Source organism: Piscibacillus halophilus, from assembly GCF_900110685.1.
In the GTDB taxonomy this organism is placed as follows: Bacteria; Bacillota; Bacilli; order Bacillales; family Alkalibacillaceae; genus Piscibacillus; species Piscibacillus halophilus.
In genome coordinates this window covers 19,203-34,861 of record NZ_FOES01000017.1, presented here as the reverse complement: position 1 = coordinate 34,861, position 15,659 = coordinate 19,203, and the positions used below count along the sequence as shown (strand labels likewise).

16 protein-coding genes are annotated in these 15,659 nt (G+C 37.0%); 12 read left to right on the top strand and 4 right to left on the bottom strand.

Annotation, left to right across the window (positions count from 1 at the left end):
* Positions 1-20 precede the first annotated feature (20 nt).
* From BMY57_RS09045 to BMY57_RS09010, 7 genes are all read left to right on the top strand, one after another.
* The gene (locus tag BMY57_RS09045; RefSeq protein WP_091773695.1) at positions 21-1,694 is read left to right on the top strand and encodes a PucR family transcriptional regulator; all 1,674 of its coding nucleotides are present in this window, start codon (positions 21-23) and stop codon (positions 1,692-1,694) included.
* A 563-nt stretch (positions 1,695-2,257) separates the two neighbouring features.
* Complete coding sequence (locus BMY57_RS09035) at positions 2,258-3,466, top strand: M24 family metallopeptidase (RefSeq protein ID WP_091773714.1); 1,209 nt, start codon at positions 2,258-2,260, stop codon at positions 3,464-3,466.
* Positions 3,467-3,481: 15 nt separating this feature from the next.
* On the top strand, positions 3,482-4,678 hold the full coding sequence (locus BMY57_RS09030; protein WP_423809556.1) for a cystathionine gamma-synthase family protein: 1,197 nt from the start codon (positions 3,482-3,484) through the stop codon (positions 4,676-4,678).
* 12 nt (positions 4,679-4,690) lie between these two features.
* Entirely contained in the window at positions 4,691-5,731 is a 1,041-nt protein-coding gene (locus BMY57_RS09025) for a homoserine dehydrogenase (protein WP_091773692.1), read from the top strand.
* Between the two features lie 43 nt (positions 5,732-5,774).
* Positions 5,775-7,181, top strand: a complete 1,407-nt coding sequence (locus BMY57_RS09020) for an aldehyde dehydrogenase family protein (protein WP_091773713.1) — start codon at positions 5,775-5,777, stop codon at positions 7,179-7,181.
* A gap of 100 nt (positions 7,182-7,281) precedes the next feature.
* Entirely contained in the window at positions 7,282-8,235 is a 954-nt protein-coding gene (locus BMY57_RS09015; protein WP_091773691.1) for a Gfo/Idh/MocA family protein, read from the top strand.
* Between the two features lie 87 nt (positions 8,236-8,322).
* Complete coding sequence (locus tag BMY57_RS09010) at positions 8,323-9,111, top strand: CAP domain-containing protein (protein ID WP_091773690.1); 789 nt, start codon at positions 8,323-8,325, stop codon at positions 9,109-9,111.
* 43 nt (positions 9,112-9,154) lie between these two features.
* Here the strand turns inward: BMY57_RS09010 and BMY57_RS09005 are convergent, their stop codons facing one another.
* Together BMY57_RS09005 and BMY57_RS09000 are read right to left on the bottom strand one after the other, a co-directional pair.
* A complete protein-coding gene (locus tag BMY57_RS09005) occupies positions 9,155-9,556 on the bottom strand; it encodes a thiol-disulfide oxidoreductase DCC family protein (RefSeq protein ID WP_091773689.1) in 402 nt (133 codons plus the stop codon).
* A complete protein-coding gene (locus BMY57_RS09000; protein WP_091773688.1) occupies positions 9,550-9,852 on the bottom strand; it encodes a TIGR04104 family putative zinc finger protein in 303 nt (100 codons plus the stop codon). Before BMY57_RS09000 ends, BMY57_RS09005 begins: the two co-directional genes overlap by 7 nt.
* Before the next feature lie 77 nt (positions 9,853-9,929).
* On the opposite strand from BMY57_RS09000, the gene BMY57_RS08995 reads away from it, so the two are divergent.
* The 4 genes from BMY57_RS08995 to BMY57_RS08980 all read left to right on the top strand — a co-directional run bounded on the left by BMY57_RS08995 (position 9,930) and on the right by BMY57_RS08980 (position 13,765).
* Positions 9,930-10,637: a response regulator transcription factor gene (locus tag BMY57_RS08995; RefSeq protein ID WP_091773687.1), complete on the top strand. Its 708-nt coding sequence runs from the start codon at positions 9,930-9,932 to the stop codon at positions 10,635-10,637.
* Positions 10,621-11,982, top strand: coding sequence for a sensor histidine kinase (locus tag BMY57_RS08990; protein ID WP_177176362.1), 1,362 nt, complete (start codon positions 10,621-10,623; stop codon positions 11,980-11,982). The genes BMY57_RS08995 and BMY57_RS08990 overlap by 17 nt, the downstream gene beginning before the upstream one ends.
* A gap of 59 nt (positions 11,983-12,041) precedes the next feature.
* Positions 12,042-12,902, top strand: a complete 861-nt coding sequence (locus BMY57_RS08985) for a PepSY domain-containing protein (RefSeq protein WP_091773685.1) — start codon at positions 12,042-12,044, stop codon at positions 12,900-12,902.
* Positions 12,903-13,117: 215 nt separating this feature from the next.
* Positions 13,118-13,765, top strand: a complete 648-nt coding sequence (locus tag BMY57_RS08980) for a PepSY domain-containing protein (protein ID WP_091773684.1) — start codon at positions 13,118-13,120, stop codon at positions 13,763-13,765.
* Positions 13,766-13,830: 65 nt separating this feature from the next.
* On the opposite strand, the gene BMY57_RS16095 is transcribed toward BMY57_RS08980, so the two are convergent.
* A complete protein-coding gene (locus tag BMY57_RS16095; protein WP_175615336.1) occupies positions 13,831-13,974 on the bottom strand; it encodes a hypothetical protein in 144 nt (47 codons plus the stop codon).
* A 257-nt stretch (positions 13,975-14,231) separates the two neighbouring features.
* On the opposite strand from BMY57_RS16095, the gene BMY57_RS08970 reads away from it, so the two are divergent.
* Positions 14,232-14,714, top strand: coding sequence for a glutathione peroxidase (locus BMY57_RS08970; RefSeq protein WP_091773682.1), 483 nt, complete (start codon positions 14,232-14,234; stop codon positions 14,712-14,714).
* Between the two features lie 21 nt (positions 14,715-14,735).
* On the opposite strand, the gene BMY57_RS08965 is transcribed toward BMY57_RS08970, so the two are convergent.
* Positions 14,736-15,389, bottom strand: a complete 654-nt coding sequence (locus tag BMY57_RS08965; protein WP_091773681.1) for a hypothetical protein — start codon at positions 15,387-15,389, stop codon at positions 14,736-14,738.
* Positions 15,390-15,659 lie beyond the last annotated feature (270 nt).

The window sequence follows — 15,659 nt, the reverse complement described above, 5'->3', positions numbered from 1 at the left end:
AAAGCATATAGGTGATGAGAATGGGAATTGCGATGCAAGATGTCGTTCAGTTAAATATAATGGAAGAAGCAAATGTGATTACAGGTCATAACCATCTTCAGGACACAATGGTAGAGTGGGTATCTGTTATGGAAGTTCCTGTTGAGAACTTTGTACGTAAGCATGAGTTCGTGTTAACGACAGGGATTGGGTGTGCAGATGATCCTGCTCTATTTGAAAAATTTGTTCAAGATGTGATTCATTCGGGAGCTTCTGCTTTAACGATTTCTACAGGGCGTCACATTTTAGATGTGCCCGAGAGAGTTGTAGAATTAGCGGAGGCTTCTAATTTTATTTTAATAGACATCCCTTGGAAGGTTCGGTTTTCAGATGTGATTCAAGAAGTGATTGATGCGATAAATCGTGAGAATGAATGGGAACGTTTGAAAGCGGAAGAACTGCGACAACAGTTAACGGATTGTGTATTAAGTGGAGGTTCTTTAAAGGATATTCTTGCCCTTTTGCATCAAAACATAAAAATACCTGTTGCTATTAGTGACCAGAGGCAAATAGTTCGGGCTAATTATGAGTTTGACACGGAAGTCATTGATGTTTTAAATGGTCATGCGAATGGTGAAATTCAGAAGCTGGATAAACCAGAGGTCCCTTTAGATGAGCACCCTTTGTACCATCACCTTGATCAATATTATGTAAATGATAAAACGTGCTATGAGTTAAGTATTTTTTCGAATGATAAAAAACAAGGTTATTTATTGTTTGAACCAGAGAAGCCAGAGGATTTATCGTGGCTCACGATGAATGCGTTGGAACACGGTTTAACCGCGTGTGCTCTTTACTTTTTAACGGAAAATGCGATCGAGACAACGGAAATTAGACTGAAGGATAATTTTATATTAGATTTGGCAAAAGAAAAGCAAGAGCTAACGACGAAGATTTTATCTAAAGGAGAATTGTTGGGGTATGATTTAGCGAAGTCGTATGCGTGTATCGTAGGTGATTTTCGTACTATCGATTTGGAAGAACATGAAAATGACCGATCGATGCAATCCTCTCTACATAGCTTGAACTACTATGTTCAAAAGGAAATTACACATGCGAGCCAGCAGCTGAATCGTAAGACAATGTCCACGTTTGATGATGGGGAAGTCATCATTTTTATTGAAACCGATGATTTTGCTTATCAAGAGAATGTGAATCATTTTTTGGATATGGTGGAAAGACGGCTGCACGATCAGTTAACGAATTTAGACTTTGCATGGGGAGTAGGATTTCACCGTGGTGATGGAAATGTTTTTTATGAAAGTTATCAGCAAGCCAGAACCGCTTTGGATATTCATACGAGGCAATACGGTTTCGGTGAACGTACATTTTTTGAAGAAACTCGAGTCAATCGTTTGTTACTCATGTTGACGAAGGACAATCAAGTCGTGAATCACGTGCAAGAAATTCTGAAGCCTTTAGTGGAATACGATCAAAAAAGAAAGACTGATTTGATTCAGACCTTCATGACCTATCAGAAATATAAGGGGAATGTGAGTCAAACCGCACGAGCACTGAACTTGCACCGCCAGTCATTACTGTACCGGTTAAGAAATATAGAAAAATTGACTAAGCTGTCGTTGGTGGATGCCGATGATTCTTTTTTGCTGGAGTTTAGCGTTCGGTTGTGGATGTTGAATCAGTTTAAAGATTAGTGAATACACCTATAGAATGATGAGATACACTTATAGAGCTGAAAAATACACCGATAAAAAAAGAAACACACCCATAGAATTGAAAAATACGCTTATAGAAAACGAAAATACCCCTATTGGCTAAGGAAAAACACCTATAGAAGTAAGAAATCCCTCATAGAATGGCAAACATGCCGATAGAAAAAAGAAACATGACCATAGAAATTACAAACATGCCGATAGAATCGAAAAACATGACCATAGAAAACGAATACATGCCGATAGAATCGAAAAACATGACCATAGAATTTCAAAACATGTCGATAGAATCAGAAAACATGACCATAGAATTTCAAAACATGTCGATAGAATCAGAAAACATGTCCATAGAAAACGAATACATGCCGATAAAATCAAAACTTAAGTCCGTCATTTGGCGGGCTTTATTATATTATTCAAAGTGTATAAAACATGAGCAAAAAACTTCATACACTTTGAACATTACATTTATAGCAGGTTCTTCGTACAATATAATTAAGAAAACTAAAAATTCAGTCATTTAACGAAGGGAGGATGTTGGCGTGTTGGATTTTGATATTGTGGAGTATCAGCATCGGTTAGAGAGAACAAAAAAGAGTATGAATGAAAAAGGGATTGAGGTTCTGTTAATTACCGATCCCGCGAACATGAATTATTTATCTGGGTATGATGCTTGGTCGTTTTACGTACACCAAATGTTAATTGTCATCATTGATGAGCCACAGCCAGTTTGGATTGGACGGTATATGGATGCACCTGGGGCTAAGGCTAAAACATGGATGTACGACGAAAACATTATGGCTTATCCAGATTATTATGTTCAATCAGAAGATCACCACCCAATGGAGTTTATCGCAGAGATATTAGAACAAATTGGGCAAGGGAATCGGGTGATTGGAGTCGAGAAAGAACAGTATTACTTCACGGCTAAGGCATATGAGGTGTTAAAAGAAAAACTTCCGAATGCCACTTTTAAAGATGGGTCTTGTCTAGTCAATTGGGTTCGGATTATAAAGTCGCCTCAAGAAATAGATTATATTCGAAAGGCAGCTCAAATTGCTGAACGGGCAATGAATGCTGGTTTAAAAAGTATTCATACAGGTTCGCGTGAATGTGATGCGGCTGCGAGTATCTTTTTTGAACTGATCAGGGGAACAGAAGAGTACGGAGGAGATTATCCATCGATCGTACCAATGCTTCCAACAGGAGAAAACACATCTACGCCTCATTTAACTTGGAGTGATCAGTATTTTAAAGAAGATAATTCCGTCATTATTGAGCTAGCAGGGTGCTTTAAACGTTATCATTGTCCATTAGCACGAACAGCTCATATCGGACAGTCACCTGAAAAATTGGAACGGCTTGCACAAATTGTGGCGGAAGGAATCGAAGACGTCATGTCGATTGTGAAACCGGGAGTCGTATTAGAAGAATTAGAGGAGGCTTGGCGAAAATCAACAAGACGTTACGGAATCGACAAAGAATCTCGATTAGGTTATTCCATGGGGTTAAATTACCCACCTGATTGGGGAGAGCATACAGCCAGTATCCGTAAAGGTGATCAGACAGTTCTAGAACCTAATATGACCTTTCATTTTATACCAGGAATTTGGTTAGATCATTATGGTTTGGAAATGAGTGAATCATTCCGGGTGACTGAGACAGGAGTAGAGATGTTTACGGACTATCCGAGAGAACTACTCATTCAAAGCCCGTTTCAATTACCAGATGGAAGTGATGGAATTATCAGTTAGGGAGGAGATTATATGATGAAAGAAATTAATAAGGGAACTCAAGCACTGTGGGCTGGTGAAAAAGATCAACTCGTCCACGGTGCAACACAAGTACCGGTTGTGCACAGCGTATCGTTTGGTTATGACGATATGGACGAATGGTATGAAGTGGCTGTTGGGAACAAAACGGGTCACATTTACGGCCGGAACACGAATCCAACCGTTCAGGCATTTGAAGATAAGGTCAAAACGTTAGAAGAGGCAGAAGCGGCAACAAGCTTTTCTACCGGAATGGCAGCTATCAGTAACACATTAGGCACATTCTTATTCCCGGGCGATCGCATTGTATCGATTAAAGATACGTACGGTGGTACCAATAAAATTTTTACTGAGTTTTTACCGAAACAACATGTTGATGTGGAGCTTTGTGAAACAGGAAATCATGAAGCGATTGAAGAAGAAGTGGCTAAAGGTTGTAAGGTTCTTTATTTAGAAACACCAACGAATCCTACTGTAAAAATTACAGATATTGAGCGCATGGTTAAGGCAGGGCATGATGTTGGGGCTTTGGTCATTATAGACAACACATTTGCGACTCCGATTAACCAAAATCCAATTGAACTTGGTGTTGATCTAGTGATTCATAGTGCAACAAAATTCCTCGGTGGTCATGCAGATGCCTTAGGCGGTGTTGTCTGTGGACGCGAAGAATTAGTGGAACAAATATATCATTACCGTGAAATTAACGGTGCAACGCTTGATCCAATGGCTGCTTACCTTTTACTACGTGGGATGAAAACGCTTCATTTACGCATTGGACGTCAAAATGAAAACGCGCAAAAAATTGCAGAATACCTTAAAACAGTTGATATGGTGGATGATGTGTTTTATCCAGGACTTGAAGAACATCCAGGACACGACATTGCGAAAAAACAAATGCGAGGATTTGGAGGAATGCTGAGTTTTTCAGTAAAAGGTGGAATTGATACAGTGCGACACCTTCTACCAAAACTTCAATTTGCCAATCGTGCGGCTAACTTAGGAGCTGTTGAGACGATTGTTGGGCCAGCCAGAACCACGAGCCACGTGGAATGTACACCTGAAGAACGTGCGGCTATGGGGATTCCTGAAGGCCTCATCCGTTATTCAGCAGGAATTGAAGACATCGACGATTTAATCGCTGATTTAGAGCAAGCATTCGCATCATTACCAGAAAATATGTTAGCGAAATAAAGGGGGAGTTTGATGAAGGTCGCATTTATCGGATTTGGCGGCGTCGGTCAGGCGCTAGCTGAAATTCTACAAGATAAAAAAGAGTCGCTAAAACTCCAGTATGGTTTAGAACCAACTGTGGTTGCTGTGTCAGATGTGATGAAAGGGTCCGTGTATGACCCAGACGGATTAGACATCTCTACTTTATTAGATGCCGTTAGGGAAAAAGGGCGTGTGGATGCTTACCCCAATGCACAAGAATATGATTGGAATAGCTTAGAGACGATTGAAAAGTCGAACGCAGACATGATCGTAGAAGTCACGTTTACGGATGTTCAAACGGGCCAGCCAGCGATTGATCATTGTGTAGCAGCTTTTAAAAATGGGAAAAGTGTGGTCACTACCAATAAAGGTCCAGTCGCTTTAAAACTAGATGAATTACAAGCGTTGGCGGATGAAAACGAATGTTTCTTTGGATTTGAAGGAACCGTTATGAGTGGGACGCCAGCATTACGTTTACCGAGGACCACCTTAATGGGAAATGACATTTATGAAGTTGTGGGAATTTTAAATGGAACGACCAATTATATTATTACCGAAATGGAGAAAGGGTTATCTTTTGATCAAGCGTTAAAGCAAGCTCAAGAGTTTGGCTATGCTGAAGCGGATCCAACGAGTGATATTGAAGGTTATGATGTGCGATACAAAACGGCTATTTTATCTCATTATGTGATGGGCCAAAAAGTGAGCGCGTTAGATATTCCGTGTCAGGGAATTGCTGATTTAACAGGAGAGATGGTTCAAGAAGCATTAAGCGAGGGTAAACGTTGGAAACTATTGGCGAGAATTAAAAAAACAGAGGAAGGTATTGAAGCGCAAGTAGCACCGGAAAAAATAGACATAACTCACCCTTTAGCAGGTGTTCAAGGGGCTACAAACGCAATCTTATATGAATGTGATTTATCTGGCCCAATCATGTTAACGGGTGCTGGTGCAGGTCTTAAGGAGACGGGTTTTTCATTGTTAATTGATATGATTCACGCTTACCAAGTGAATCCAAAAATACGTGTATAGTGAGGTGATATCAGTGAAACAACTTCAGGTGAAGGCGGAAAAGATGTTGTTAGCTGGGAAGTGGGTAGATGCTGCGCAAACGTTTGGTGTGTATGACCCTCAAGATAATCGTTTAATTGCTCACGTCCCTTTATCAACTAAAGAGGACATGAAAAGAGCGATTGATGAAGCAGAAACAGCATTTCAACGACACAAAGATTGGCCGACACACGAACGTATTAAAGTTCTTAAAGCTACGGTTGAATATATGAACGAGAATAAAGATTTGTATGCTCAGACGATTGCCACTGAAGGTAGTAAGACGATCACAGAAGCTCGCGGTGAAGTTAAAAGGGCGATGCAAACCTTAGAAATTAGCGCTGAAGAAGCTCGGCGATTAAAAGGAGAAACAATTAATTTTGATCAAAATGAAGGAAGTGAAAATCGAGTTGGTTATTATTATCGGTTTCCTGTAGGTGTTGTTGGAGCTATTACTCCATTTAATGATCCATTAAATTTAGTTGCTCATAAGGTAGGTCCTGCAATCGCTTCTGGAAATGCTATTGTTGTGAAGCCAGCATCGGTCACACCTTTAAGTGCATTGTTATTGGCAGACGCTTTTGAAGCTGCAGGTTTACCAAAAGGAATGCTTAGTGTGATTACTGGATCGGGTAGTGAATTAGGAGAGACTCTTGTGCAACATCCAGCGGTTAAAATGGTGTCCTTTACAGGAGGATTAAATGCAGGTGAAAAAGTAGCTGAACAATCAGGAATTAAACATATAGGAATGGAATTAGGTTCAAACTCACCTGCCATTGTTATGAGTGATTGCGACTTAGATGATGCTGTTTCATCTTGTGTCGCAGGTTCGTTTGGAGCAGTCGGTCAAAATTGTATAGGAGTCCAAAGAATTTTTGTAGAAAGAAATGTGTATGATGAATTTGTTAAAAAAATGGTTTTTCAAACGAAAGCTCTAAAAGTCGGCGATAAATTATTACATGACACGGATGTTGGTCCACTGATCACGGAAAAAGAAGCGATGAGAGTCGAAGATTGGGTCAATGATGCTGTGGATCAAGGTGGTCAAATTTTGGCAGGCGGTGTACGGAAAGGAGCCTTTTACTCACCAACTATTTTAGCGGATGTGCCAGAATCGGCAAAAATAGTGAAAGAAGAAATTTTCGGTCCGGTAGTCTCCGTATTTCCAGTTGACTCATTAGAAGAGGCAGTTGAAAAAGCAAACAGTGTTGACTACGGGCTTCAGGCAGGGATTTTTACTAAAAATTTAGATCATGCTTTTTATGCCATTCAACATTTAGAGTGTGGCGGCGTTATGGTTAATGATACGAGTGATTATCGAATTGATGAGATGCCATTTGGTGGCGTGAAAAATTCAGGGTTAGGGCGCGAAGGCATTCGATTTTCGATTGAAACGATGACGGAGCCTAAAGTCGTCGCCATTAAGCTCTAATTGATTAGAGGACTCAATCTTAAAGGTTGAGTCCTTTTTATATATTTTTATCCATTTTTTATGCCATAATAAAAAGAAAATGGGTTAAGGAGAATACGTGATGAATAAAGTATATCAAGTAGGCATTATAGGACTAGGTGTTGTAGGTGAACGTGTATTAAAACAATTTATTGATCATCCACGTTTTAAAGTAACTGATTATTGTGAGCCAAATGAACAGCGTCTTGATCACATTCAAAAGAAATACGGAGAAGTTCAAACGCACGCTTCTCATAGTGATTTATTAAATCAAGATCATATTGATTTAGTTTACTTAGCTGTTCCACCTAAGTTTCATCATGAGATAGCTCTAAATATCATCTCACATAATAAACATATTTTATGTGAAAAGCCTTTAGCCAATAGCACAGATGAGGCAAGAGAAATGTATGAAGCGGCTGAAAACAAAGGTGTCATCAATGCGATGAATTTTCCATTACCATACCATCATGAATTTCTTAAAATGAAAGAGGTCATAGCTCAAGGTCAATTAGGTGAGATTAAGCGTGTTGAATTTCATATGTATTTCCCAGAATGGCCAAGAGCTTGGCAACAAAATAATTGGATTGCAACAAGAGAGCAAGGGGGATTCATAAGAGAAATTGGACCGCATTATTTGCATTTAACAACTCGTCTAATTGGAATACCTTCATGTAGACAATCTTTTGTCGATTTTCCTGCTGATCCTAAAAAATCAGAAGTCGGTTTCATGGCAAGATTAAATATTGAGAACATTCCAGTTTTGTTTAATGGGGTAAGTGAAGTAGGACAAAAAGAATATTTATCTTATAAGATTTATGGTGAACAGGCTGTATTGGAATTAAGAAACTGGCGTGAATTATATATTCGAACAAAAGAAAAAGGAAAAGAAAAAATTAATGTAAATATAAACCAACACGTTTCATTAATGGATGAATTAGCTAATGCTTTAGATGGTAAAGAGGCGCAACTCGTCACTTTTGAAGAAGGTTATCAAGTTCAAAAGGTCTTAGAAGATATCTTAAAAATGAGTTAACTACCAACGCTCCCTATTATTGGGAGCATATTTTTTTACCTCCGATTTAAACTAAACTCGAACATGAAAAAAGGAGGTAAGAAGTTTATGAAATTTCATATAAAGTGGTTCTTCGTCTTCATATTATTTGCAGGTATCTTAACGGGATGTAATACAGAGGATGGAGCAAATGATGCAAACGACGATCTACAAAATATCGGATATGGACCTGGTCAAAATAACCAAGGGGATCAAAATACAAATTTTAATAACCAAGGAAGAGATCGTAATGATTTTCCTTTCTTCGATGGAAACACGGACGATAATTTAGATTTCCCTTATAATACAGATCGAGGGTACAACCACCGAAATAATGAAGTGGAAGAAGATAACCGAGGTCAAACGACTCGTGACCGTCAAGGACAGCAAGGACAACAACAAGAGAATCAACCACAAGCTGAACAAAATGGTGAAGCCGCAGATCAAGCTGATACTGAGCAACCACAAGATGTTAGGCAAATCGTTCAAGAAGTTGTTCGTTTAACAAATGCGGAGCGTGAAAAGGAAGGACTAAATGCATTAGAAATCGACCAAGAACTTAACGAAGCAGCTCAGGCTAAATCAGTGGATATGGCTGACAATGGTTATTTTAGTCACACATCACCGACATACGGATCACCGTTTGAAATGTTAGATCAATTTGGTATTGATTACACAGTTGCAGCTGAAAATATCGCGGCAGGTCAACATACGGCTGAAGAAGTTGTTCAACAGTGGATGAACAGTGAAGGGCACCGTAAAAACATTTTAAATGACTCAGTTACTCATATTGGTATTGGTTATGAACCAAGTGGTAACATGTCACCATATTGGACACAATTATTTATTGCAAAGTAATGAAAAACGGAGAGCGTTTAATGACGATCTCGGTTTTTATTAATTAATCTAAAAACTTATGCTTATATTCTGGTCGTGGCAGCATGCATTCATTGCGCTTTCCGAACCATTTGTATCGATTTTTGGCTATCCAATTATAAATAGGGTCTCTCATAAATTTTGGTACAATAATTAACGCATACAAGAGCTTCCATAACCCACCTAAATCTCTAAATACACGTAATGCAGCTGATGATTTAGTAAATGCTTTGTTTTGATATACATAAACAAATGTTTCTAAGTTATGACTTAAATGATACTGTTTTAGTACATTTTGACTCGTATTGCTTTGTAATGACGAGAATTGAAAATGATCGTGTTGGTCTCGTTTTAAAATAAATTGTACAATTCCGTTACATAAATTACATACACCATCAAATAGAATGATTCCACGTTCTTTTACCACAACGGTTCTTCCTCTTTTGTTAATTTCGTGTATAAAGGCAATGTTAAAGTCAGTATCCCTAAGAACATTAGAATGATGAAGGATACAACTGTCATTGATAAGTTCAATAATTCACGAAAAATAATTATCGTAATGGGTGTGATAATCGTGACTAACGTCAATTTCTTTTTACTACTGGCTGACTCAAAAGATGTTTTTTGACAATTTGAACATTCGACCCCAACCCTACTACTCCAGGAAATACGTAACAATTGTTTATACATAAATGGTTGATGACAGTGAGGACATTTTGGCATAATACCACCCCTATCTAGTTATATGGTATCATACATTTGAGTGAAAATTAGACCTGAATGTTGAAAGAGGTGTTTGGATGTCAGACACAAGTATTTTAGTCATAGAAGATGAAGAAAAAATTGCTCGAGTTTTAGAGCTTGAATTAGGTTATGAAGGGTATACAGTTAGTAAAGCTCACTCAGGGTATGATGCTTTAGAACTGTATCGCTCTCAAACATGGGATTTAATTTTATTAGATATCATGCTTCCGGAAATGAGTGGGATAGAATTATTAAGACGAATTAGAAAAAATGATACTCATACTCCGATTTTATTACTAACTGCAAAAGGATCAACAGAAGATAAAGTAACAGGGTTAGATCTTGGAGCGAATGATTATATAACGAAGCCTTTTGAAATTGAAGAGTTGTTAGCACGTATTCGAGCGGCATTAAGGCAGGTTCAAACAAATCAAGTTGAAGCAGAAGATGAATGGTTAAGCTTTGAGAATTTAAAACTTAATCAAACGACTCGAGAAGTCTATAGAGGAGAGCGTTTTATCGAATTAACACCACGTGAATTTGATCTGTTAGTATACTTTTTGAATCATAAGCGACAAGTTTTAACTCGTGATCAAATTCTAGATCAGGTATGGGGCTTTGATTATGTAGGTGATACGAATGTAGTGGACGTATATGTTCGTTATTTAAGAAAAAAAATTGATGCCGAACAAGACCATGATTTAATTCATACAGTTCGTGGAGTCGGCTATGTTTTGAAGGATGCATATGAAACTAAAAAATAAGATTTTTTTCTACTCAACATTTTTATTTGTCATTTTAGTGATACTGTTGTCTGCCACGATTTATTTTACTTTCATAAATATTACATATGATCGTGAATTAAATCGAGTTGAATCGAATGCACAGAATATCCTTTCAGGGCTAAGAAATGAAACGGATGAATTCTCTGTCATCGATTTGATGAGTTTTTATGTACCGAATGATGGTATGCTAAGGATTGTCAATCAAGATGGGCAGTTAATGTCACCTGCTGTGTTATCAGGAGAAGTCCCTAATACCTTAAAGGATTATCAAATAAGTTTTGAACGCGGAAGACAATCAGGGGTTATTACCCATTCAGATGTCTCGTATGGTTTTGTCCAACTTCCTACGATATGGCGAGACGGTCAAGTTGTTTATATGCAAGTGTTTGAAAGCTTAGAAACAGTAGATAATAATTTAGATATTTTAAAACTGGTGTTATTCCTAGTAACGATCATTGCATTAATACCAGTATTTGTTTCAGGTAAGTTATTGTCGGATCTAATTATTCGTCCGATTCAATCACTCATTCAAACCATGAATGAGATTAAAAGTAGTCAAACGTTTAAACACATTCCATTAAATAAACAATCTAATGATGAATTATATACAATGGGGCAAACATTTAATGAGCTGATGGATTTACTTAAGGAAAATTACGAGAAACAAGAAGCGTTCGTTTCAAATGCATCACATGAGTTGAGAACGCCATTAACAGTGATTGAAAGTTACGCTAGCTTAGTTAAAAGACGTGGGCTTGAGCGGCCTGAGGTGGTCCAAGAATCGATTGACGCGATACATTTAGAGGCAGTACGAATGAAAGATTTAACGGAGCAATTGTTATTACTCGCGAGACGAGATCAAGACTGGAAATTAGATATTACAGAAATTCAGTTGAACCAACTCATAGAAGGTGTTGCGAAAAATATGGAGCGAGTTTATCGACGAAGCATTCACATGGACGCGGAAGAATCAATTATTATTCAATCTGATAAACAGAAGTTGAAACAGCTTATTTATATTTTCATCGATAACGCCTGCAAATATAGTGATGAACCAGTTCGTATTGAATTAAGTCATGGTTCAAAACCTATAATCAAGATAGAAGATCAAGGAATCGGAATTCCCGAAGATTCACTAGAAAAGGTATTCGATCGTTTTTATCGAGTCGATGAAGCGCGTAATCGAGACCATGGTGGAACTGGATTAGGTTTAGCCTTAGCTAAAGAGTTGGCTGATTCCTTAAATATTGATATTGAGCTCGATAGTCGTGTCGGTGAAGGTACAACGGTCATTCTAAGTTTAAATTCATTGAGTTCTCATTAAATTTTAATGTCAGATGTGTATGATATATTAATAAAATGATCATTTAAGGATGGATATAGATGAAAGAACGAATCATCTGGATGTTGGGAGGAGCGATTATTACCGTTGTGGTATTTGTGTTGGCACAACAGTTCTTATTCGGAACAACGTCCGCTGAACAAATATCACAAGAAGAAGCCGAACAAATTGTGTTAGATACCTATTCAGGTGATATAGAAGAAGTGATAGAAGACGTTAAACATTATTCAATTAAGGTCAAACTGCCTTCAGGTTCTTATATTGTCATCGTCAATAAACAAAGTGGTGAATTAGAGGAGATAAGATCTCACCAAACCGCTCAATCAGATGAGAAAGAACAAGATTCCGTTGGTGAAGAAGAAAAAACGGAAGAAGATGTGGAAGAACCAAGCAATGAAGATGAACAAGAAGAATCCAATAGTGTCCCCGATAAAGAAAATAATGGGGATCATGAAATCGTAAAGGAACCTGAACAAGAATTTTTAACCAAAGATGAAATATTAAAAGAACTTCAAGATGAATACGAAGGTGAATTTCAATCGATTGAATTTATGGATGAAGAACGACCTTACTATGGTGTAGAAATTGAGGATAAAAATGAGTTTATCCATTTAATGATTGATGCACAGACGGGAGAAGTAACTGACGAACAGATTGAGTTAAAAACTCAGACCCCAATATCACAAGAAGAGGCAATTGACATTGCATTAGATAAACAAAGCGGTGAAATTGAAGATTTTGAATACAAGGAAATTAACGGCACCTTATATTACATCATTGAAATTGAAACAGAAAATGATCAAGACGTTACCATGAGAATTAATGCATTAAATGGAGAAGTAACTGTAATTTGGGATGACAAAGATGATGACGATGATGATCAAGATCAAGAAGAAGATTAAGGGACAGAGCGATATGCTCTGTTCTTTTTTTAGCATCATTTCATGTTTGGTAGGACAAACATTGGAAAAAAGCTATTTTTTTAGGTCATAAATGCCTTTTTTGAAAGGTTAATTAATTTTTATGAAATTCTAATCGTTTTCTAATATTCTGTTCTAAGTTTTCTCAGATTGAAAAGATATATTAAGACTAGAAACATATTAGGAGGTATTTATATATGAGAAGAAAAATAATTGTTGGTGCTTTAGCTAGCTCAATAGCTGTTGGTGGTACTGTTGGGGCAGTATCATACAGTGATTCATTGTCATCCAAAACCTCTGATAAAGAAATGGATGTGAAAGGCGATATGGAATCCCAAGTAGCAGTAAATACAAATAAATTAATTGGTGTAGAAGAATTAGAGGACATTGTACTTAGTAAAGTTAATGGAACAATCGAAGAGGTTGAATTAGAAACAAAAGGTGAAGGTAAGGCATTTTTTGAAGTGGAAGTCATTAAAGATAAAAAAGAATATGAACTAATAATCGATGCCTACACCGGGAAAATTGTAAATGTTGAAGAAAAATTTGACGATGATCAAACCGAAAAAGATAGTGACCGAGATGAAGATGACCAAGACGATGATCATAGAGTTGATGTGGACCTTCAAGCAGAATCACAAACAGAAACAAGCTCTAAAGATGTCATTGGGAAAGAAAAAGCTATCAAACTAGCATTAGAAGTTGCTCAAGGTAAAATTTCTGAAATTGATTTAGATGAAGATGATGGTCATTATGTATACGAAATCGAAGTGATTGGGGAACAAGAAACGGAAATCACGATTGATGCCTATACTGGTAAAATATTAGAAGTAGAAATGGACTAAATACAATAACACGCGAAAAGCGTGATGAAATAAAAGAGGAGTGGCGAATAGTGCCACTCCTCAATTTATTTAAATAACTTTCTTAATGCTTTACCTGTTGTTTTTCCTGCGACACGTCGACCAACTCGCTTTCCAACGCGCCCTTTTTTAACGGCGTCGACGTCATTCCAAATTCTTAAAATCTTATAAATATTGGACTTTAATCCCAACGATTTCCGCCTCCCTTTGTAAAGAGGATTTACTTTAATTATATCATGCCGAGCGTTTAAATATAAAGAAGGCCTAGATTTTTGCTACAATATAATAAAGAGTTTAAAAGGCGGGATGGTATGGAGGAACTGGTTGGTTATTGTCACAGCTGTCATAAACCCGTGTATTGTGAAAATGGTTTCTTAAATGGGGTACATCATCATGGTCAGCTTTATTGTGATCATTGTTATCAAAATAAGGAAAAGAAGGTGTTTGAATGAGTGTATATGATTTACAAGTTGAAAAAAGTAATGGTGAAATGGAATCGTTAAGCGAACATAAAGGACAGATATTACTCATAGTGAATACAGCTAGTAAATGTGGTTTTACACCACAGTTTGAAGGTTTGCAGAAATTGTACGAGACGTATAAAGACGAAGGGTTTAAGGTGTTAGGGTTTCCATCAGACCAATTTATGAATCAAGAGTTTGAACAACAAGAAGAAATATTAGAGTTTTGTCAAACCAATTACGGTGTCACGTTCCCGGTTTATAAAAAAATCGATGTGAAGGGTGACCATAAAGCACCGCTATTTAAATACTTAACAGAAGAAAAGAAAGGGTTATTAGGTGGGGAGATAAAATGGAATTTCACTAAATTCCTAGTGGACCGAAATGGTAATGTAGTCGAACGTTATTCACCCCAAACAAAACCGGAAAAAATAGAAGAAGATATTAAAGCATTAATAAAAGGAAGCTAAAATGCTTCCTTTTTTCATGGTTTAAAATTCTTTTTTAATATCTTTATCTTTAAACATAATCGCGGAATCGTTAAAGCTTAATGTTACATGTCCACCGCTAATATTTAATTCGTCTTGAATCTCACTTATAATTTGATCGAGTTTTTCCTCATCATCATCTTCCTGTCCGCGGTCCAATGTAATGCGGATGACTGGCTTTAAATCGTGTTCGGTAACTGATGTAACATTTGTATGATCTAAGTTAAGCTGCTGACCGGCATCTTTTGGATAGGTTAGCCATAATTCTTGAACATTGTCTTCACCATAAGCTTCATTTAAAAGTGGCTGTAAAACAGATTCTAACTCATATTCAAAATGCTCAGCTACATAACTATCGGTCAATTCATTTGTTTCATTATGTTCAAAAACTAAAAACTTAAAACGATCGTCATTTTCTAATTCAACAATAGCAGCATAACTAAACGTATCGTATACATCTACATTATCGTATAACGTATCGATGATTTCATAATCTTGTTGAAAATGTTCTTCCATATATTGATTGGCTTGTTTTTCAACCTCATCTACACGATCAGAGTCTGGTGATAAACCTAAATAGCTTAAATATAAAATGATTGCTCCTAGTAATACGGCCCCGATAATCCCTGCGATTAAAGCCTTCTTTTTATTAGTCAAAATAGTTCACCTCAACGATAAAAGTAAATGTGGTCATTCCAATAATCGTCCCAGTTGATAGACTTATAATTAATAAGTTCACATACGTCTCCTAGAAAAATAAGAACAGACGAACGTTAATAACAATGTAATCGGAACTAATATCTAACCACAGTGGATTTATAAAGAATAACATTAATAATGCTAATGTAAATATGATGATTAAAGCTTTATATGTATCACCCTTAACCATTTTAAACGAGATTAAGAGTTTAAGGAAATAAAAAGGGT

Bases quoted from the DNA above. Each gene is read 5' to 3' on its own strand.
- BMY57_RS09045 (WP_091773695.1), top strand. From the start codon at position 21: ATGGGAATTGCGATGCAAGATGTCGTTCAGTTAAATATAATGGAAGAA.
- BMY57_RS09030 (WP_423809556.1), top strand. From the start codon at position 3,482: ATGAAAGAAATTAATAAGGGAACTCAAGCACTGTGGGCTGGTGAAAAA.
- BMY57_RS09025 (WP_091773692.1), top strand. From the start codon at position 4,691: ATGAAGGTCGCATTTATCGGATTTGGCGGCGTCGGTCAGGCGCTAGCT.
- BMY57_RS09020 (WP_091773713.1), top strand. From the start codon at position 5,775: ATGTTGTTAGCTGGGAAGTGGGTAGATGCTGCGCAAACGTTTGGTGTG.
- BMY57_RS09015 (WP_091773691.1), top strand. From the start codon at position 7,282: ATGAATAAAGTATATCAAGTAGGCATTATAGGACTAGGTGTTGTAGGT.
- BMY57_RS09010 (WP_091773690.1), top strand. From the start codon at position 8,323: ATGAAATTTCATATAAAGTGGTTCTTCGTCTTCATATTATTTGCAGGT.
- BMY57_RS09000 (WP_091773688.1), bottom strand. From the start codon at position 9,852: ATGCCAAAATGTCCTCACTGTCATCAACCATTTATGTATAAACAATTG.
- BMY57_RS08995 (WP_091773687.1), top strand. From the start codon at position 9,930: ATGTCAGACACAAGTATTTTAGTCATAGAAGATGAAGAAAAAATTGCT.
- BMY57_RS08990 (WP_177176362.1), top strand. From the start codon at position 10,621: ATGAAACTAAAAAATAAGATTTTTTTCTACTCAACATTTTTATTTGTC.
- BMY57_RS08985 (WP_091773685.1), top strand. From the start codon at position 12,042: ATGAAAGAACGAATCATCTGGATGTTGGGAGGAGCGATTATTACCGTT.
- BMY57_RS08980 (WP_091773684.1), top strand. From the start codon at position 13,118: ATGAGAAGAAAAATAATTGTTGGTGCTTTAGCTAGCTCAATAGCTGTT.
- BMY57_RS08970 (WP_091773682.1), top strand. From the start codon at position 14,232: ATGAGTGTATATGATTTACAAGTTGAAAAAAGTAATGGTGAAATGGAA.